Annotated in this window: 17 protein-coding genes; 5 read left to right on the top strand and 12 right to left on the bottom strand. The window is 70.0% G+C overall.

What is annotated here, in order from left to right:
• Positions 1-28: 28 nt before the first annotated feature.
• Positions 29-727 carry a zf-HC2 domain-containing protein gene (locus ACKOB8_RS03320; RefSeq protein ID WP_526375615.1) on the top strand — a complete coding sequence of 233 codons (699 nt, stop codon included), beginning with the start codon at positions 29-31 and terminating at the stop codon, positions 725-727.
• A gap of 2 nt (positions 728-729) precedes the next feature.
• Here the strand turns inward: ACKOB8_RS03320 and ACKOB8_RS03325 are convergent, their stop codons facing one another.
• The gene (locus ACKOB8_RS03325; RefSeq protein ID WP_526375617.1) at positions 730-1,344 is read right to left on the bottom strand and encodes a DUF5134 domain-containing protein; all 615 of its coding nucleotides are present in this window, start codon (positions 1,342-1,344) and stop codon (positions 730-732) included.
• Between the two features lie 97 nt (positions 1,345-1,441).
• Between ACKOB8_RS03325 and ACKOB8_RS03330 the strand changes: the two genes are divergently transcribed.
• Positions 1,442-3,367 (top strand): cytochrome c oxidase assembly protein, encoded by a 1,926-nt coding sequence (locus tag ACKOB8_RS03330; protein ID WP_526375648.1) that lies wholly within the window; start codon positions 1,442-1,444, stop codon positions 3,365-3,367.
• Between the two features lie 4 nt (positions 3,368-3,371).
• On the opposite strand, the gene ACKOB8_RS03335 is transcribed toward ACKOB8_RS03330, so the two are convergent.
• Positions 3,372-3,596: a heavy-metal-associated domain-containing protein gene (locus ACKOB8_RS03335; RefSeq protein ID WP_526375619.1), complete on the bottom strand. Its 225-nt coding sequence runs from the start codon at positions 3,594-3,596 to the stop codon at positions 3,372-3,374.
• Positions 3,597-3,600: 4 nt separating this feature from the next.
• On the bottom strand, positions 3,601-5,847 hold the full coding sequence (locus ACKOB8_RS03340; RefSeq protein ID WP_526375622.1) for a heavy metal translocating P-type ATPase: 2,247 nt from the start codon (positions 5,845-5,847) through the stop codon (positions 3,601-3,603).
• A 123-nt stretch (positions 5,848-5,970) separates the two neighbouring features.
• On the opposite strand from ACKOB8_RS03340, the gene sigC reads away from it, so the two are divergent.
• The gene (gene sigC / locus ACKOB8_RS03345; RefSeq protein WP_526375624.1) at positions 5,971-6,516 is read left to right on the top strand and encodes an RNA polymerase sigma factor SigC; all 546 of its coding nucleotides are present in this window, start codon (positions 5,971-5,973) and stop codon (positions 6,514-6,516) included.
• 5 nt (positions 6,517-6,521) lie between these two features.
• On the opposite strand, the gene ACKOB8_RS03350 is transcribed toward sigC, so the two are convergent.
• Genes ACKOB8_RS03350 through ACKOB8_RS03365 form a run of 4 tightly spaced genes read right to left on the bottom strand, consistent with a single transcriptional unit; the run spans position 6,522 to position 10,707 of the window.
• The gene (locus tag ACKOB8_RS03350) at positions 6,522-7,307 is read right to left on the bottom strand and encodes a 3-oxoacyl-ACP reductase (protein ID WP_526375626.1); all 786 of its coding nucleotides are present in this window, start codon (positions 7,305-7,307) and stop codon (positions 6,522-6,524) included.
• Complete coding sequence (locus ACKOB8_RS03355) at positions 7,307-8,668, bottom strand: aldehyde dehydrogenase family protein (protein WP_526375628.1); 1,362 nt, start codon at positions 8,666-8,668, stop codon at positions 7,307-7,309. The genes ACKOB8_RS03350 and ACKOB8_RS03355 overlap by 1 nt, the downstream gene beginning before the upstream one ends.
• Positions 8,658-9,464, bottom strand: a complete 807-nt coding sequence (locus ACKOB8_RS03360; protein ID WP_526375630.1) for a gamma-glutamyl-gamma-aminobutyrate hydrolase family protein — start codon at positions 9,462-9,464, stop codon at positions 8,658-8,660. The genes ACKOB8_RS03355 and ACKOB8_RS03360 overlap by 11 nt, the downstream gene beginning before the upstream one ends.
• Positions 9,388-10,707 carry a glutamine synthetase family protein gene (locus ACKOB8_RS03365; protein ID WP_526375650.1) on the bottom strand — a complete coding sequence of 440 codons (1,320 nt, stop codon included), beginning with the start codon at positions 10,705-10,707 and terminating at the stop codon, positions 9,388-9,390. The genes ACKOB8_RS03360 and ACKOB8_RS03365 overlap by 77 nt, the downstream gene beginning before the upstream one ends.
• 225 nt (positions 10,708-10,932) lie before the next feature.
• Between ACKOB8_RS03365 and ACKOB8_RS03370 the strand changes: the two genes are divergently transcribed.
• The gene (locus tag ACKOB8_RS03370; protein WP_526375632.1) at positions 10,933-12,492 is read left to right on the top strand and encodes an amino acid permease; all 1,560 of its coding nucleotides are present in this window, start codon (positions 10,933-10,935) and stop codon (positions 12,490-12,492) included.
• A 4-nt stretch (positions 12,493-12,496) separates the two neighbouring features.
• Here the strand turns inward: ACKOB8_RS03370 and ACKOB8_RS03375 are convergent, their stop codons facing one another.
• The 5 genes from ACKOB8_RS03375 to ACKOB8_RS03395 form a co-directional block, all read right to left on the bottom strand.
• Positions 12,497-13,072: an alpha/beta fold hydrolase gene (locus ACKOB8_RS03375; protein ID WP_526375634.1), complete on the bottom strand. Its 576-nt coding sequence runs from the start codon at positions 13,070-13,072 to the stop codon at positions 12,497-12,499.
• A 64-nt stretch (positions 13,073-13,136) separates the two neighbouring features.
• Positions 13,137-13,820, bottom strand: a complete 684-nt coding sequence (locus ACKOB8_RS03380; protein ID WP_526375636.1) for a hypothetical protein — start codon at positions 13,818-13,820, stop codon at positions 13,137-13,139.
• Entirely contained in the window at positions 13,820-15,331 is a 1,512-nt protein-coding gene (locus tag ACKOB8_RS03385; RefSeq protein WP_526375638.1) for a cobyric acid synthase, read from the bottom strand. The genes ACKOB8_RS03380 and ACKOB8_RS03385 overlap by 1 nt, the downstream gene beginning before the upstream one ends.
• Complete coding sequence (map, locus tag ACKOB8_RS03390; RefSeq protein ID WP_526375640.1) at positions 15,328-16,188, bottom strand: type I methionyl aminopeptidase; 861 nt, start codon at positions 16,186-16,188, stop codon at positions 15,328-15,330. Before map ends, ACKOB8_RS03385 begins: the two co-directional genes overlap by 4 nt.
• Positions 16,189-16,197: 9 nt before the next feature.
• Positions 16,198-16,764: a DUF1707 domain-containing protein gene (locus ACKOB8_RS03395; RefSeq protein ID WP_526375653.1), complete on the bottom strand. Its 567-nt coding sequence runs from the start codon at positions 16,762-16,764 to the stop codon at positions 16,198-16,200.
• Positions 16,765-16,836: 72 nt separating this feature from the next.
• Here ACKOB8_RS03395 and ACKOB8_RS03400 point away from each other — a divergent pair, with 72 nt between their 5' ends.
• Positions 16,837-17,214: a Rieske (2Fe-2S) protein gene (locus tag ACKOB8_RS03400; RefSeq protein ID WP_526375642.1), complete on the top strand. Its 378-nt coding sequence runs from the start codon at positions 16,837-16,839 to the stop codon at positions 17,212-17,214.
• Positions 17,215-17,271 lie beyond the last annotated feature (57 nt).

The raw sequence follows: 17,271 nt of genomic DNA on the forward strand, positions 1-17,271 counted from the left end.
ATCGCCTCCGCCGCGCGACTATTGAGCCATGGACTGCTCCGTTGCCCGGGAGGCGCTCTCGGCGCGTCTGGACGGAGAGCGCGAACCGATCCCCGGTCCGCGGGTCGACGAGCACCTCACCGCCTGCTCCTCCTGCCGCCAGTGGTACGAGGCCGCCGTCGAGCAGACCCGGCTGCTGCGCCGGCTGGCGGGGCGGTCTCAGGTTGCGGCGGTGCAGCCGCGGGGCACTGACCCGCGACCCGCGCCGCGGTGGGCCGGCCGGATCGGCTGGGCTCGCGGGGCGCTCGGCGTCGTCGGGGCCGCCCAACTCGCGCTGGCCGTGGCGCAGGGCCTGGGCGCCGCCGTCGGGTTGCCGCCCGCCGCGCACGGCGGTCATCTGCTCAACGAGTCCACCGCCTGGTCGGCCGCGCTGGGGGTGGCGATGATCGCCTCGGCGATCCGCCCCTCGGTCGCCCTGGGGCTGGGCTGGGTGCTCGGGGTCTACACCGCGATCCTCGCCGGCTATGTGGTCGGTGACGTCGCCTCCGGTGCGGTCAGCGTCGGCCATGTCCTGAGTCATCTACCGATCGTTGTCGGAGCGGTTCTGGCGGTGCTGATCTGGCGGCGGCGCCCCGCCGGCGACAGGGAGCCCCGGCCGGCCGTTGTCGACGACATCGTGCCGCCCACTCACGCGGTTCGCGGCCGGCGCCGCGGACATCTGCATCCCACCGACGGCTCAGCGGCCTAGGTTCAGAGCATCACCGCGAACATGATCGCCATCCCGGCCGCCATCGCAACCTGCGAGAGCGCACCCGGCAGCGCGGTGTCGTGCGGGTCGCGCTGTCGGATGACCAGGGCACGGAACAGCCAGTAGGCGGCGGCGGCCGCAAAACCCAGGGTGCACGCCCAGTTGAGGATACCCACCACGTCCGGGGATGACGATGCTCCCCCGTGCCCCGCGTGCCCCGCGTGCCCCCCGTGCCCGGTGCCGGATGGCATGTCCATCGATTCGGCCGCGTCCGCCCGGCGCAGCGGCAGTCCGCCCATCGCCGCATACATCCACGACATCGCCAGCATCATCACCGCGTGGTAGGCGCTTCCGCCCCGGTCCGCCTTCGAGCGCAGCGCGACACCGGTGAACCAGACCGCCGCCAGCGCGAAGAACACCATCGGCGCCCGGGTCGGCAGATCCGCGCCCCGCGGCCAGGCCATCACCGCCATCGCCACCGCCATGACGGCGTGCAGGGCGTGGCCGATCACGGCGGTCGCCGACCGGGGGCCCGCCACGATGAATCGCAGGCTTACCGCGGCGCTGGCCGCGAACAGGGCGGTCACCACCCACCGCAGGGCGAGATCCCCGATCACGCGCACTTGGTCGCGGCGGATGACGGGAAAGTTCCCGCGCGGAGCGCACGTAGACTCAGGACCCAGGTGAGCTGCGGTGACCTCGGCACGGGAGTTGATGACGGCGATGACGGCATCGGGTCGGCTGTCGGGAGGGCTCGCCGCCTTCGTCGCCTACCTGTCCTGCAGCGCTGCCCTGGCAGCGCTCGCGCTCACCGCGGGTGACGGGCGGGCGGGCGGATCGGCGGACGCGGCCCAGGTCGTCGGACACCTCACCGCGACGCTGGCCGGTGCGGTCTGCCTGGGCGGACTGGTTCTCATCCTGATCACCGCCCAACCGGACGACCGCGGCGTGCTCGACCCCGCCACGTTCCGGACACACCTGTTGGTGGAGCGGCTCTCGCTGGTGTGGCTGGGCGCGGCGGCGGTCATGGTGGTGGTGACGGCATCCGTCGACGCCGGCGTCGGAGTCGGCCGGTTGCTGCGCGCCGGCGGGCTGGGCTCGGCGTTGGGCGCCTCCGAGAGCGCCCGCGGGTGGCTGGTTACCGCCGTCTGCGCGGCCGTGCTGGCAGGGGCCCTGCGGCTCAGTGTGCGCTGGGATCCGCATCTGGTCATGCTGATCCCGGCTCTGGTAGGCGTCGTCGCGGTCCCCGTCACCGGCAACGCCGGCCAGGGACCCAACCACGACTATGCGACCAGCACGGTGATCGTGTTCGCCGTCGCGCTGGCCGTGTCGGCCGGGATGAGCCTGGCGCGGGCACTGACCGCTCCGAGCCCCGATCTCCAGCGGCGCACGAGTGTCGTCACCGCGGTGGCGGCAGCGGTGGCGCTGGCCTTCGGCGCCCTGCTGCTGATCCTGCTGGCCGGCCCGGCGCACCTGGTCACCTCCGGCTACGGCCGGTTCGGGATCGTCGCCGCGCTCGCGCTGCTCGTCGTGCTGGCCACCGATCTCCTCCGCGCACGCACCGGGCGGTTCGGCGCTCGCGGCTGTGCGCTGATGACGCTGGCATCCGTTGTCGCGCTGGCCGCGGTCTCGGCGATGGCGGTCCGCGCAGCGCCGCGCCTGCTCGACGAGCAGCCCACGGTGTGGGACATCCTGCTCGGCTATCAGTTGCCGGGCCCGCCCACCCCGGTGCGACTGATGACGTTCTGGCGGTTCGACACCTTCCTCGGTTCGGCAGCCCTGGTGCTGGCCGCCGTCTACCTGATCGCCGTGGCGCACCTGCGCCGGCGCGGGGATCGCTGGCCGGCCGGCCGGCTGGTGTCGTGGCTCGCCGGATGCCTGCTCCTGATCCTCGCGACCGGATCCGGTGTCCGGGCCTACGGCTCGGCGATGTTCAGCGTCCACATGGCCGAACACATGACGCTCAACATGTTCGTGCCGGTGCTGCTGGTGCTCGGCGCCCCGGCGACCCTCGCGCTGCGTGCGCTGCCGGCCTCCGGATCCGGCCGGCCGCCCGGGCCGAGGGAATGGGTGCTGCGGGCCGTGCACGCGCCGTTCACCCGGTTCCTCTCCCATCCGGTGCCGGCGTTCCTGATCTTCGTCGGTTCGCTCTACGCCGTGTACTTCACACCGCTGTTCGACACCCTGGTGCGCTACCACTGGGGCCACGAATTGCTCAGCCTGCATTTCATGCTCACCGGCTACCTCTTCTTCTGGGGCATCATCGGCGTCGACCCCGGGCCCCGCAGACTGCCGTTCATCGGGCGTCTGGGCTTGCTCTTCGCGATCATGCCGTTCCACGCCTTCTTCGGGATCGCCCTGATGACGATGACAACCCTCATCGGCGGGAACTTCTACCGAAGCCTCGCCCTCCCGTGGGTGCCCAGCATCATCGACGACCAGAACCTCGGCGGTGCGATCGCCTGGGGCTCAAGCGAATTGCCGGTGCTCGCGGTCGCGGTCGCGGTGATCTACCAGTGGGTCCGCCAGGATCGCCGGACCGCCGTTCGCGGCGACCGGCACGCCGAGGCGACCTACGCCGACGACGAGCTGGAGGCCTACAACGCGATGCTGCGGGAATTGGCCCGGACACGTCGCTGACCGCTCAGCGCACGACCGCGTAATCGCCCTCCTCGGCCAGGGCTTCGGCGACTTCGGCTTCGCCCAGGGTCCGGTCGGCTTCGATGTCCACCCGCGACGCTGCACCCGCACGCAGGTCGACCCGGACCGACCGCACCCCCGGCAGAGCGCACAGCGCGGCGGTGACGTGGTTGACGCAGTTCTGACAACTCAGTCCGGTGACGGCGAAGGACTGATTTTCTACGGACACGGGGTCAGCCTTTGGCCCCGGTGCCGAAGGACCGCAGCCGCAGGCTGTTGGAGACGACGAAGAACGACGAGAAAGCCATGGCGGCGCCGGCGATCAGCGGATTGAGCAGGCCCGCGGCGGCGATCGGGATGGCGGCCGCGTTGTACCCGAAGGCCCACGCCATGTTGACCCGAATGGTGCGCATCGTCGCCCGCGCCAGATCCAGCGCCGCAGGCACCGACTCGAGGGTGTCCCGAACCAGGATGATGTCGGCGGCCGCGATCGCCACGTCGGTACCCCGGCCGATTGCCAGACCCAGGTCGGCGGACACCAGCGCCGGGCCGTCGTTGATGCCGTCTCCGACCATCGCCACCACGCGACCCTGGTCGCGAAGTTGCTCCACCACATCGACCTTCCCCTCCGGCAGCACCTCGGCGATGGCCTCGTCGATACCGACCTGCGCCGCAACCGCGGCCGCGGCGGCGGCGTTGTCCCCGGTGAGCAGCACGGTCCGCAACCCACGGTTGTGCAGTGCCGCGACGGCGGGCGCCGCGGACTCCTTGATCGCGTCGGCGACGGACACCGCGCCACACACCCGGTCGTTGACCGACACCAGCACGACCGTCTCGCCGCGCATCTCGGCTTCCCGGTACGCCGACTCGACCGACGCCGGAGCCGGACTCCCGCGGCGGATCCAGCCCGGCCGGCCGACCGCGACGCGCAGATCCCCGACCACCCCGCTGACCCCGCGGCCGGGGAGGGCGTGGAAATCGGTGACCGGGCCGCGCTCCGGGGTGGTGGCCAGGATGGCGGTGCCCACGGCGTGCTCGGAGCCCGCTTCCACCGCTGCGGCCAGGGCGAGGACCTCGGCGCTGTCCCATCCCGGCGCCGGGGTCACCGCGGTCACACAGAGCTGTCCGGTGGTCAGTGTCCCGGTCTTGTCGAAGACGACGGTGTCGATCGAGCGGATCGCCTCCAGGGCGCGATGCCCCTTGAGGAAGATGCCCAGTTGGGCGCCCCGGCCGGAGGCGACCATCATCGCGGTCGGGGTCGCCAGCCCGAGCGCGCAGGGGCAGGCGATGACGAGCACGGCCAGCGCCGCCGAGAACGCCCGGTCGGCACCTGCGCCGGCCAGCAGCCAACCGGCGGCGGTGAGCGCGGCGATCACGAAGACCGCCGGTACGAACACCGCGGCGATCCGGTCTGCCAGCCGCTGCGCGTCGGCCTTCTGCACCTGGGCGTCTTCGACCAGCCGGACCATCCCGGCGAATTTCGTGTCGGCCCCGACTGCGGCGGCCTCCACGGTGAGGCAGCCGTCGAGCACGACGGTGCCGCCGATCACGCTCGATCCGCTTCGGGCCCGCGTCGGGGTGGCCTCGCCGGTCATCGCGCTCATGTCGACGGCCGCGCTGCCGTCGACCACCAGACCGTCGGCGGCGATCGTCTCCCCGGGCCGCACGACGAAGCGCTGCTGCTCGGCGAGTTCCTCGGTGGGAATGGTCATTTCGGTGCCGTCGGGCAGCAGCACCGACACATTCCTGGCGCTCAGCGCGGCAAGGGCACGCAGCGCACTGCCGGCTTTGGACTTCGCCCGGGCCTCGAAGAAACGCCCGGCGAGCACGAAGACCGTCACTCCCGCAGCGACCTCCAGATAGATCGAGTCGCTGCCGGTCAGCGCCTGCCACACACCGGACGGTGCGTTGTCCCGGTGACCGACGAAGATGGTGTACAACGACCACAGCGTCGCCGCCGTCACGCCGACGGAGATCAGCGTCTCCATCGATGCGGTCCCGTGTCGGGCGTTGCGCACGGCGACCCGGTGGAACGGCCAGGCTGCCCAGACGACGACGGGCAGGGCCAGCGCGGTCAGCACCCACTGCCAACCGGCGAACCGGGTGGCGGGAAGTACCGCGAACATCACCGACAGGTGCGCCAGTGGCACGAAGAGGACCGCCGCGACAGCCAGTCGCACCAGCAGCGAGTGCGCGACTTCGTCGTCGGGGTCGGGACGCTCGTCGGCCAGACGCTCCCGAAGCCGGGCCTGGTACCCGGAGCGCCGCACCTCCTCGCACAGCACGTCGGTGCCGACGGCCTCGGGCGCCTCGACCACGGCCACCCGGGTGGCGAAGTTCACCGACGCCCGCACTCCGTCGAGCTTGTTGAGTCGTCGCTGCACCCGGGCGGCGCACGCCGCACAGGTCATTCCCGAGACGTCCAGTTCGACCCGCCGGGTGCGCGCCGCCTCAGGGCCGCCGGCGACCGTTACCGCCATCGTGCTCCCCACGTGTAGTCAGTCGGTCACCGCAGCGCGGCGGTTCCCGACCGGGTCAAAATTACTCCGGCCGATCAGCTAACCGCCGACGGCGGGGTCCGACCCTGCTCTAGAGTGCGAGGCGTGGACAGTCCTGACCGGGTCACCGAGCTGGCGCTGGCCGCCGGACGCGGCGACCGGGCAGCACTCGAGCAGTTCATCAGGGCAACCGAGCGCGACGTGTGGCGCACCGTGGCTTTCCTGGCCGATCCGGCCAGTGCTGACGACCTCACCCAGGAGACGTTCCTGCGGGCGATCGGCGCGCTGCCCCGCTTCGCCGGCCGGTCCGCCGCCCGGACCTGGCTGCTCTCCATCGCCCGTCGCGTGGTCGTCGACCAGGTCCGGCGCAATCAGGCGAGGCCCCGGTGCACCGGCGGAGTGGACCTGGAGGGTCTGGGGGACTCGCGGCAGGGCACGGCGCGCTTCGAGGACATCACCGAGATCCGGATGCTGCTCGACGGTCTGGATCCCGACCGTCGCAACGCGCTGGTGCTCACCCAGGTGCTCGGACTCACCTACGCCGAGGCGGCCGAGGTCTGCGGCTGCCCGGTGGGCACCATCCGCTCCCGGGTCGCCCGCGCGCGCGAGGACCTGATCACCGAGTCGAACCGCGACGACCGCGCCGGCTGACCGCCCTACAGCGGGGTGACGTAGGCCGCGCTGATCCCGCCGTCCACCAGGAATGTCGACGCGGTGATGAACGATGCGTCGTCACTGGCCAGAAACGCGACCGCGGCGGCGATTTCGCCCGCCTCGGCGAAACGGCCCACCGGGACGTGCACCAGCCGCCTGGCTGCCCGTTCGGGATCCTTGGCGAACAGCTCCTGCAGCAGCGGGGTGTTCACCGGGCCCGGACACAGCGCGTTGACCCGGATTCCCTGGCGGGCGAACTGCACCCCGAGTTCACGCGACATCGCCAGCACTCCGCCCTTCGACGCGGTGTAGGAGATCTGCGAGGTGGCCGAGCCCATGACGGCGACGAACGACGCGGTGTTGATGATCGAGCCCCGTCCGGCCGGCACCATGTGGCGCAGCGCTGCGCGGCAGCACAGGTACACCGACGTCAGGTTGACCTCCTGGACGCGTTTCCACGCCGAGAGTTCGGTGAGCTCGATCAGGTCATCGTCGGGCGGGGAGATGCCGGCGTTGTTGAACGCGATGTCCACCGACCCGTGCCTGGCCGCCGCGGTGTCGAACAGAGCGTTCACCGACGCCTCGTCGGAGACGTCGACGCCGACGAAGGTCCCGTCGAGTTCGGCGGCGGCGGCGGCCCCGGCATCGGAGTCGATGTCACCGACCACGACCGTCGCGCCCTCGGCCCGCATCCGGCGCGCGGCGGCGAGTCCGATACCGCCGGCACCGCCGGTGACGACGGCCACCCGGCCTGCCAGTCGGCGGGTCAGGTCGACTGTGCTGTCCATCAGGGATCTCCCGTCGCGAAGAAGACGTTCTTGGTCTCGGTGAAGTGCTCGGGCGCGTCCGGTCCCAGTTCCCGGCCCACCCCGGAGCGCTTGAACCCGCCGAACGGGGTGTTGTAGCGCACCGACGAATGCGAGTTGACGCTCAGGTTGCCCGCTTCGACGGCCCGCGAGACCCGCAGCGCTCGGGCGAGGTTGTCAGTCCAGATCGAGCCGGACAGACCGTAGTCGGTCGCATTGGCCAGGGCGATGGCGTCGGCCTCGTCCTCGAACGGCAGCACCGCCACCACGGGGCCGAAGATCTCCTCCGTCGCGGTGCGGTCGGTGCGCGCCGGTGTCAACACGGTCGGCGGGAACCAGTAGCCGGGCCCGGTGGGCGCCGAGCCTCGGAAGGCGACCGGTGCGTCGGCGGGCACGTAGGCCGACACCGACTCGAGTTGCTTGCGCGAGATCAGCGGCCCCATCTCGGTCGACCGGGCAGCGGGGTCACCGACGGCGACCCCGCGCACCGCGGGCTCGAGCAGTTCCATGAAGCGCTCGAAAATACTGCGCTGCACCAGGATCCGACTCCGGGCGCAGCAGTCCTGGCCGGCATTGTCGAACACACCGTAGGGTGCGGTGGCGGCGGCGCGCTCCAGGTCGCAGTCATCGAAGATGATGTTGGCGCTCTTGCCGCCGAGTTCCAGGGTGACCCGCTTGATCCGCGCCGCCGCACCGGCCATCACATGCGCGCCCACCTCGGTGGACCCGGTGAAGACGATCTTGCCGATGCCGGGGTGGGTGATGAACCGCTCCCCCACCACCGATCCGCGGCCGGGGATCACCTGCAGGAGGTCGGCCGGCAGGCCGGCCTCCAGGGCGAGCTCGCCCAGGCGCAGGGTGCTCAGCGGAGTGAGTTCCGCCGGCTTGAGCACCACCGCGTTGCCGGCGGCCAGAGCGGGGGCGAACCCCCAGGAGGCGATCGGCATCGGGAAATTCCACGGCGTGATCACACCGATGACTCCGATCGGCTCGTGGAAAGTGACGTCGAGGCCGCCCGCAACGGGAATCTGCCTGCCGGACAGGCGTTCCGGAGCCGCCGAATAGAAGTTCAGCACGTCGCGGACATGGCCGGCTTCCCACTGGGCCGCCGATATCGGATGCCCGGAGTTGGCGACCTCCAACGCGGCCAGTTCCGCCACGTGCCCGTCCACGATCGCCGCGAAGGCCCGCAGGACCGCAGCCCGCTCGGCGGGCGGCCGGGCCGCCCACGCCCGCTGGGCGACCACCGCGCGGGCCACCGCGTCGTCGACCGCCTCCTGGTCGGCCAGTTCGATGGTGCGCAGCACCTCTTCAGTAGCCGGGTTGACCAGTTCAACGTCCACGGGCGCACCCGTTCCCGGCGTACTCCCTGGCTGCGTCCACCAGAGCGCCGAACAACCGCACGTCCTCGAGTGTCTCCTCGGGGTGCCACTGCACGGCCACCACGAAATTGGGTCCGGGTATCTCGATGCCCTCGATCAGCCCGTCGGCGTCGGTGGCGCACACCGCCAGCCGTTCGCCGAGGCGGTCGATCCCCTGGTGGTGGTAGCACCGCGCCTCGACGCGGTCTCCGATGAGCCCGGCCAGTCTGCTCCCGGGCACGGTATGAACCTCGACGGCGGAGAACGTCGCCCCGGCCGCTCGGTGCCGGTGGTGGCCCAGCACGTCGGGCAGGTGCTGATGCAGCGTTCCCCCCAACGCGACGTTGAGGACCTGGGCGCCCCGGCAGATTCCCAGCACCGGCAGTCCCCGCCGCAGGGCGGTACGGAGCAGGGCGAACTCCCAGGCGTCGCGGTCACCGGCGGGCTCGTCGGTTCCCGGATGCCGGTCCTGCCCGTAGGCAGTCGGGTCGAGGTCGCGACCGCCGGTGATCAGCAATCCGTCCACGCCGTCGAGGACCCGGTCGGCGATGTCCGGGTCGACCGGCTGCGGCGGCAGCAGCGTGACGATCCCGCCCGCCAGGGTGACGCCGTCGAGGTAGGCGGCCGGAAGAAAGCTCGCCGGAACATCCCAGACTCCGCTGCGAGCGCGCTGACGGTAGGTGGTGACGCCGATCACCGGCTTAGAACCGTTCAAAGCCCCGGACCTTCTCCCAGTCGGTGACGCAGGAGTTGAACGCGGCAAGTTCCACGCGGGCATTGTTCAGATAATGCTCGACGACTGCGTCTCCGAAAGCCGCCCGCGCGAGCACCGAGCCCTCCAGCAGCAGCGCGGCCTCGGCAAGTGTGGTGGGCAGTCGCCGGGCGTCGCCGGTGTAGGCATTTCCCGGGCAGGGTTCGGGAAGTTCGAGTGCGTTGTCGATGCCGTACAGACCTCCGGCTATCAGAGCCGCCACTGCCAGGTACTGGTTGACGTCACCGCCGGGCGCGCGGCACTCCATCCGCAGGGAGTGGCCGTGGCCGACCACACGAATCGCGCAGGTCCTGTTGTCCAGGCCCCAGGCTATCGCGGTCGGCGCAAAGCTGCCTTCGGCGAAGCGTTTGTAGGAGTTGATGTTCGGCGCGTAGAAGAGGGTCAGTTCACGCATCGTGGCAAGCTGACCCGCGAGGAAACTGCGGAACGTCGCCGACATCCCGAGCTCATCCCCCGCGTCGGCGAACACTGCCGCACCGTCGCTTTTGCGCACGGAGAGATGGATATGACAGCTGTTTCCCTCCCGCTCGTCGAACTTCGCCATGAAGGTCAGGCTCTGGCCGTGCTGGTCGGCGATCTCCTTGGCCCCGTTCTTGTAAATCGTGTGGTTGTCGCAGGTGACCAGGGCGTCGTCGTAGCGGAACGAGATCTCCTGCTGGCCGAGGTTGCACTCGCCCTTGACGCCTTCGCAGTACATGCCGGCGCCGTCCATGCCGACCCGGATGTCGCGCAGTAACGGCTCCAGCCGGGTGGAGGCGTGGATGGCGTAGTCGACGTTGTAGTCGCTGGATTTGGTCAGTCCCCGGTAGCCGGCCGCCCAGGCCTGGCGGTAGGTGTCGTCGAAGACCATGAACTCCAGTTCGGTGCCCGCCAGCGCCACCAGTCCCCGCTCGGCCAGGCGGTCGAGCTGCGTGCGCAGGATTGTTCGCGGAGCGGCGGCGACCATCGACCCGTCATGCCAGAACAGGTCGGCCATCACCAGGGCACTGCCCGGCAGCCATGGGAGCACTCGCAGTGTCGTCAGGTCCGGCCGCATCACCATGTCGCCGTACCCGGACTCCCAGCTCGACATCGCATACCCGTCGACGGTGTTCATGTCGACATCCACCGCCAGCAGGTAGTTGCAGCACTCGGCGCCGTTCAGGGCGACCTCGTCGACGAACAGCCGGGCAGACACCCTTTTCCCGGTGAGCCGGCCCTGCATGTCGGCGAAGCCGACGATGACGGTGTCGATCTCACCGGCGGCCATCAACCGTTCGAGTTCGCCGGGGGTCAGCAACCCGCGCCGGCGGGCTCCGCTCTCACGCGTCACATGCTCTCCCTCAGGTCAGGGGCCCAGTGTCAGGCCCCAGTGTCAGAACCCGTGTCCGGCGCGTCCAAGATTTACACACCCGACACCAGAAAGGCCGGAAAAGCGGGGACGGGAACGGCGCGCGAGCCTAGTGTTACCGCCGTCCCAAGCAAGGAGGCTGCGGTGCCCGAGGGTCATGAACTGCTCGACGAAGATGAACTCCACCTGGCCCGGCTGGGCTACGCCCAGGAACTGCGGCGCTCGTGGTCGGGATTCTCCAACTTCGCCATCTCCTTCTCGATCATCTCCATCCTCGCGGGCTGCTTCACCTCCTTCGGCCTGGGGTGGAACAACGGCGGTCCGGCCGCTATCGCCTGGGGCTGGCCCATCCTGTCGGTCTTCATCCTGCTGGTGGGACTGTGCATGTCCGAACTGGTCTCTGCGTTCCCGACGTCGGGCGGAATCTACTGGTGGGCAGCCAAACTCGGAGGACCGAAAGCCGGCTTCTTCACCGGCTGGCTCAACCTCATCGGGCTTATCGCGATCCTCGCCTCGGTCGCCTACGGCAGCGCGACGTTTCTCGATCTGACGCTGGGGACCCTCAGCGAGGATTGGCTGGCGGGCTACAGCCTGCAGCGGGTCTTCGTGATGTTCCTGGCGATCCTGGCCGTGGTGGCGCTGATCAACATCTTCTCCAGCCACCTGCTCGCCGTCATCAACAACATCTCGGTCTGGTGGCATGTCGCGGGTGCCGCCACGGTGATCGCAATCCTGGTCCTGGTGCCCGAGCGCCACGCCAGCCTTAGCGAGGTGTTCGCCCGGACGGTCAACAACAGCGGAATGTTCGGCGGCCAGACCTCCGGGTGGGGCTGGCTGCTGTTCGTGCTGCCGATCTCCGCGATTCTGACCCAGTACACCATCACCGGATACGACGCGTCCGCCCACCTTTCCGAAGAAACCAGGAGCGCGGCCAACGCCGCCGCCAAGGGCATCTGGCGCTCGATCTTCTACTCCGCGATCGGCGGGTGGGTCCTGTTGCTGGCGTTCCTGTTCGCCGTCCAGGACGCCGACGGGGTGTCCAAGGCAGGTGGCGCGGTCGCGGCGATCTTCAGCCAGGCGCTCAGCGCCAAATGGGCCGGGGTGGTGCTGTTCATCTCCACCGCCGGGCAGTTGTTCTGCACCACGGCCTGCCAGACCAGCGCTTCGCGAATGCTGTTCGCCTTCAGCCGCGACCGCGCGGTCCCCGGTCACCGGTTGTGGTCGGCGGTCAACGCCAACAGGGTCCCCGCCAACGCCGTCGTCGTCACCGCGGCGATCGCCGCGGTGATCACGCTGCCGGCCCTGGTCGAGGTGGACATCAACGGTGCACCGGTACCGGTCGCGTTCTTCGCGGTGGTGTCGATCGGAGTGGTGGGTCTGTACCTGTGCTTCGCCGTGCCGATCTACTACCGCTGGAAGGCCGGTGACTCCTTCACCGTCGGCACCTGGAACCTGCGCGGCCACCACCGCTGGATCGCCCCGCTGGCGCTGGCCGAGATCATCGTGACGTCGATCGTGGCCATGTTCCCCACCTCGCTGGGTGGAATGCCCTGGGATCCCAGCTTCGAATGGAAGTTCGTCAATTACACCCCGCTGCTGGTCGGGGGCACGCTGATCCTGCTGTATCTGTATTGGCACGCATCGGTGAAGAAGTGGTTCACCGGGCCGGTTCGTCAGATCGAGGTCGACCAGCTCGGCGCGTGAGCGGTCAGCAGAAGCTCGTCCGCAGCACGATCTCGGCGGCGAGCTGAGCGGTGGAATCGGCGGCGTTGCGCCGGCCGGCGAACTCGACGAGCCGGAAGTCGCTGTGCACCAGGCGCTGGCTGGCCCTGACCACCGCGCGGGTCGCGATTCCGGAGACCAGGGCGGTGGTGTCGATCTCGACGGGTGGGCAGTCGGGATCGCGGATCACCCCGTGCGGATCGGCGACCGCGGGGTGCCCTCGGTCGATGACCACCAGCCCGGTGAAGCGTTCCGGTCTGGTCGCGGCGAGCTCCCAGGCCAGTTCGGCGCCGAAGCGGTCACCGACGAGCACCCCCCACGGGATGTCGAGCGCGTCGAGGATGGCCAGTACCGCTTTGGGGTGCAGCCGGGGATCGGCGGCGATGACGACGGTGCGCATCGACGCGATGTGCAGGCGCTGGCAGAGACTGTCGTAGGAAGCCGGCGCGTGATTGGCCGCACCCAGCACGATGACGTGCGGTCCGGCCTGGGGGCCCTTGTCCGGTCCGGCGACGCTCAGTGCGACCGGGAAGCCGTCGACTGTCATCATCGTCGCGGGCATCCGCACACGCTACTGCCTGACAGAACGCCCGGAACCGGTTTCTACCTGCCCTCTCAGGCACTGCTCAGGTAGAACGGATCCGCGCGATCTGACGGGTGAACACCTCCAGAAAGGTCTGCGGCAGGGATGCCTGAACCGGGATCGCGGGGTTGGGTTCGGGGAACGCGACCCCGAAGACGGCGCGGCCCCCGACGTTCTGGAAGGCCATGTAGACGCTGCTGGTCGTGGCGTTGAGTTCCATCGTCTGTCGATACGCCAGCGCCTCGGGTTCGAGGCCGGAGTCGGCCGACCCGGAGATCTCGGTGGTGGTGATCGGGATGCTCTGGGAGTCCGGCGAGAAGAACGCCTCAAACCGGGCGCAGCGGCTGCCGGCGGCGCGCAGCTTGTCCAAGTCGAGGTTCCACGACAACAGCGTCATCACGATCCGCGCTCCGTCGTAGGCCGCGACGTACTTCGCGGCACTGCCGGGTCCGCGTTGGGCCGATGTGGCGATGACGTTGGTCAGGGCGTTGGAGCAGCCCTCCGGTCGGGAGAGCAGCGGACCCGGGCCGTCGGCGCCGTCGGGTTGGCCGGGTTGCTCGACGATCCGGTCGAACTGCACCCCGGGGGGAAAGTCCGCAGCGCCCAGCGAGGCCTTCGCCAACGCCTCACCCGGCCAGGTCGGGCTCCCGGCCACTGTCGTCGCGCACCCGGCGAGCAGCACGCACGCCAGCGCGCCCGCACCGATTCCAGCCCGTCGCACGAGCATCAGGGTAGGTGGCCCACCGTCGCGGTGATGACCGGTCCGCGTGGCGGCCCATCCTCGATCAGGGCGAGCACGGCCTCGACGTCGAGGTGAGCGGCCAGCAGGTCGGCCATCAGGTCGAGTTGGGCGTCGCGGCGGGCCGCTGCGCTGACATCCGGGGCAACCCGGAATCCGCCCCGGCCGGTCAGCTCCGCCGCCGCAGCGAGCCACTGGCGGCGAAACCCGTCATTGTCGAGCAGTCCGTGCCAGTGCGTGCCGAACACGCCGCCCCGCACCACGCCCTGCGCGGATCCGCCTGCCTCGAACCAGCTTTCCTCGTCGCAGCGCGTCACGCGGCCGTGGTGGATCTCGTAGCCGCACAGCGCTCCGTCCCAGCGGCGTACTTCCTTGTCGGCGGCGAACTCGATGTCGGCGTCGAGCAGCCCGAGGCCCTCGACGGTTCCACACCCGCTCTCCACGGTGTCCTCGATACGCCGGCACAGCATCTGGAACCCGCCGCAGATTCCCAGCACGACCCCGCCGGCGCGGGCGTGGGCGAGCACCGCCTCGGCCAGCCCGCCCGCCCGCAGCCAGGCCAGGTCGGTGGCCGTGGCCTTGGTCCCGGGGATCACGACGACGTCGACGTCGGCCAGGTCGGCGGGGTCGGTGACCCACCTGACCAGAACCCCGGGTTCGCAGGCCAATGCCTCGACGTCGGTGGAGTTGGAGATCCTGGGCAGCCGCAGCGCGCCGACCCGCAACCACTGCGTCCCCCGCCGATCACCCGGCCGGCCGACCAGCGTGCGGGCCGTCACCGACACCGAGTCCTCGGCATCCAGCCACAGTTCCTCGCTGTAGGGCAGCACTCCGTAGATGGGCCGGCCGGTTCGCCTCGCCACATCGTCGAGCCCGGGGCGCAGCAGCGCCGGGTCGCCCCGGAACTTGTTGATGATGAACCCGGCCACCAGTTCCTGGTCCGCCGGATCGAGCACGGCCACCGTTCCGAACAGGTGGGCCAGCACTCCCCCGCGGTCGATGTCCCCGACCACCACGACGGGTATGTCCGCAGCCCGGGCCAGTCCCATGTTCGCCAGATCCGTCGCGCGCAGGTTGATCTCGGCGGGTGAGCCGGCGCCCTCGCAGAGCACCACGTCGAACTCCGCGCGCAGCCCGGCAAGTTCCTCGGCGACCACCCCGGCAAGGTGCTCACGGTGCCTGATGTAGTCCGCGGCCCCGACCGTGCCCACCGCGCGTCCGCGCACCACCAACTGCGAGGTCCGGTCACTTCCGGGCTTGAGCAGGATCGGATTGAACCGCACGCTCGGCACCAGACCCGCGGCGCGGGCCTGCATCCCCTGGGCGCGCCCGATCTCGCCGCCTTCGACGGCGACCACCGAGTTGTTGCTCATGTTCTGTGCCTTGAACGGCGCGACTCGAATGCCCTTGCGGGCCAGCAGGCGACACAGGCCGGCGACCACCGTGGACTTCCCGGCATCGGAGGTGGTGCCGGCGATCAGCAGAGCGCCGCCGGTCACGGCACGGGCGTCAGAATCTCGGCACCGTCCGCGGTCACGAGGATGGTGTGCTCGAACTGGGCGGTCCACCTGCGATCACGGGTGGCGACCGTCCAGCCGTCCGACCAGATTTCGTAGTCCAGCGTGCCGAGATTGATCATCGGTTCGATGGTGAAGGTCATTCCGGTCTCGAGTTCGGTATCGACGCTGGGTTCGTCGTAGTGCAACACCACCAGTCCGTTGTGGAAAGTGGTGGCGATTCCGTGGCCGGTGAAATCGCGTACCACGCTGTAGCCGAAACGGTTCGCGTAGGACTCGATCACCCGGCCCACGATCGACAGAGCACGACCCGGCTTGACGGCGTTGATCGCCCGCGTCGTCGCCTCCCGGGTGCGCTCCACCAGGAGTCGGTGTTCCTCGCTGACATCGCCGGCCAGAAAGGTGGCGTTGGTGTCGCCGTGCACGCCGTGGATGTAGGCGGTGACATCAATGTTGACGATGTCGCCGTCGGCGATGATCGTCGAATCCGGGATGCCGTGGCAGATGACCTCATTGAGCGACGTGCAGCAGGACTTCGGGTAACCCTTGTAACCCAGCGTGGAGGGGTAGGCGCCGTGGTCGACCATGTAGTCGTGTGCGATCCGGTCGAGTTCGTCGGTCGTCACGCCGGGCACCACTGCCCGGCCGGCCTCGGCCAGCGCACCGGCCGCGATGCGCCCGGCGACGCGCATCTTCTCGATGACCTCCGGGCTCTGCACCCACGGTTCGCTGCCCTCCCGCGCGGTGGCCCGGCCGACGTATTCCGGGCGTTCGATCGATTTGGGCACCGGCCTGGTCGGTGAAAGGACCCCGGGACACAGCGGGCTGCGCACGGACATGGGTCCAGACTAGTGGCGGCGCAGCAGCGGCCGCTTCGGCCCGCGGACGCTGACCGATCCCAGGACCACCCGGCCGGTGATCACCACATGGGGCTTGCCCTCGGCCGGCGGATCCCGACGTCGGTCACGCGCGCTTCCGCCGTAGACGACGACATCGTCGACCGAGACACTCGCGCCCTCGGGCAGCCGGATGTCCAGCGACCCGCGGACCATGTCCAGTTCGATCACCACCACCGGACCGGCAAAGCGCGCGCTGGTCAGATCCAGGTGGACCGACCCCACCCGACGCACCAGCGCCAGGCGCGTCGGCACCGTCCACTCGCCGTGACGGCGCAGCGAACCCAGCCAGCCGCGCAACTCGAGCCGGTCGGCCGCCGTCGTGGCGATGGCACCGGGCCCCGGCAGGTCTTCGACGAGCGCTTCCAGGTCCGTGGGCTGGCGAGCCATCGACACCTGGGCCGAGCGTTCCTCGAATTCGTCGATGTCGATCAGGCCGAGCGCGACGGCGTTGTGCAGCCGCCGCAGCGTTCCATTGCGGTCGGCGTCGGACACCCGAAGCGCGGGGGTGCTCTCCATCTTGTTGTCGAAATTCACAGCACCTCACAACTTACCCCCGGCACTGCCACCGGAAGACTTACCCTGGGTGTCATGCGCCTTCCCCGCCGCCAACTGATCATCAGCGCAGCCGTCGTCCCCCTGGCCGGCTGCGCCAAGACCGGCCAGGGCGGTGCTGCCCCGGCGGCGGCCGGCCAGCCGCTCGCCCCGACCGCCACAGTCCCCGAGGGCGGCGGGATCATCGTCGCGGAGACCGTGCTGACCCAGCCCCGCCCGGGTGAGTTCAAAGGCTTCGTGGCGCGGTGCACGCACTCCGGATGTCTGCTCAGCGAGGTCACCAACGGCTCGATCGTCTGCGCCTGCCACGGCAGTCGCTTCGATCTGAACGGACAGGTGACCCGCGGACCGGCAACCGAGCCGTTGACCGCACGCGCGGTGACGGTGCGCGGGGGCGAGATCGTCGCGGAGTGATCCGCCGGTCAGAGCAGAACCGCGTCGCCCTGCTTGAACTTCGCCGCCGAGACGCCG

The organism is Mycobacterium sp. (assembly GCF_046091765.1).
In the GTDB taxonomy this organism is placed as follows: domain Bacteria; phylum Actinomycetota; class Actinomycetes; order Mycobacteriales; family Mycobacteriaceae; genus Mycobacterium.

Excerpts from the sequence above, each read along its gene's own strand:
- ACKOB8_RS03360 (WP_526375630.1), bottom strand. The coding sequence starts at position 9,464 with ATGCCCGCGTGGAACTTGCCGCGTTCAACTCCTGCGTCACCGACTGGG.
- ACKOB8_RS03350 (WP_526375626.1), bottom strand. The coding sequence starts at position 7,307 with ATGGACAGCACAGTCGACCTGACCCGCCGACTGGCAGGCCGGGTGGCC.
- ACKOB8_RS03395 (WP_526375653.1), bottom strand. The coding sequence starts at position 16,764 with ATGGAGAGCACCCCCGCGCTTCGGGTGTCCGACGCCGACCGCAATGGA.
- map (WP_526375640.1), bottom strand. The coding sequence starts at position 16,188 with ATGTCCGTGCGCAGCCCGCTGTGTCCCGGGGTCCTTTCACCGACCAGG.
- ACKOB8_RS03375 (WP_526375634.1), bottom strand. The coding sequence starts at position 13,072 with ATGCCCGCGACGATGATGACAGTCGACGGCTTCCCGGTCGCACTGAGC.
- ACKOB8_RS03340 (WP_526375622.1), bottom strand. The coding sequence starts at position 5,847 with ATGGCGGTAACGGTCGCCGGCGGCCCTGAGGCGGCGCGCACCCGGCGG.
- ACKOB8_RS03400 (WP_526375642.1), top strand. The coding sequence starts at position 16,837 with ATGCGCCTTCCCCGCCGCCAACTGATCATCAGCGCAGCCGTCGTCCCC.
- ACKOB8_RS03365 (WP_526375650.1), bottom strand. The coding sequence starts at position 10,707 with ATGGCCGCCGGTGAGATCGACACCGTCATCGTCGGCTTCGCCGACATG.
- ACKOB8_RS03380 (WP_526375636.1), bottom strand. The coding sequence starts at position 13,820 with ATGCTCGTGCGACGGGCTGGAATCGGTGCGGGCGCGCTGGCGTGCGTG.
- ACKOB8_RS03330 (WP_526375648.1), top strand. The coding sequence starts at position 1,442 with ATGACGGCGATGACGGCATCGGGTCGGCTGTCGGGAGGGCTCGCCGCC.
- ACKOB8_RS03320 (WP_526375615.1), top strand. The coding sequence starts at position 29 with ATGGACTGCTCCGTTGCCCGGGAGGCGCTCTCGGCGCGTCTGGACGGA.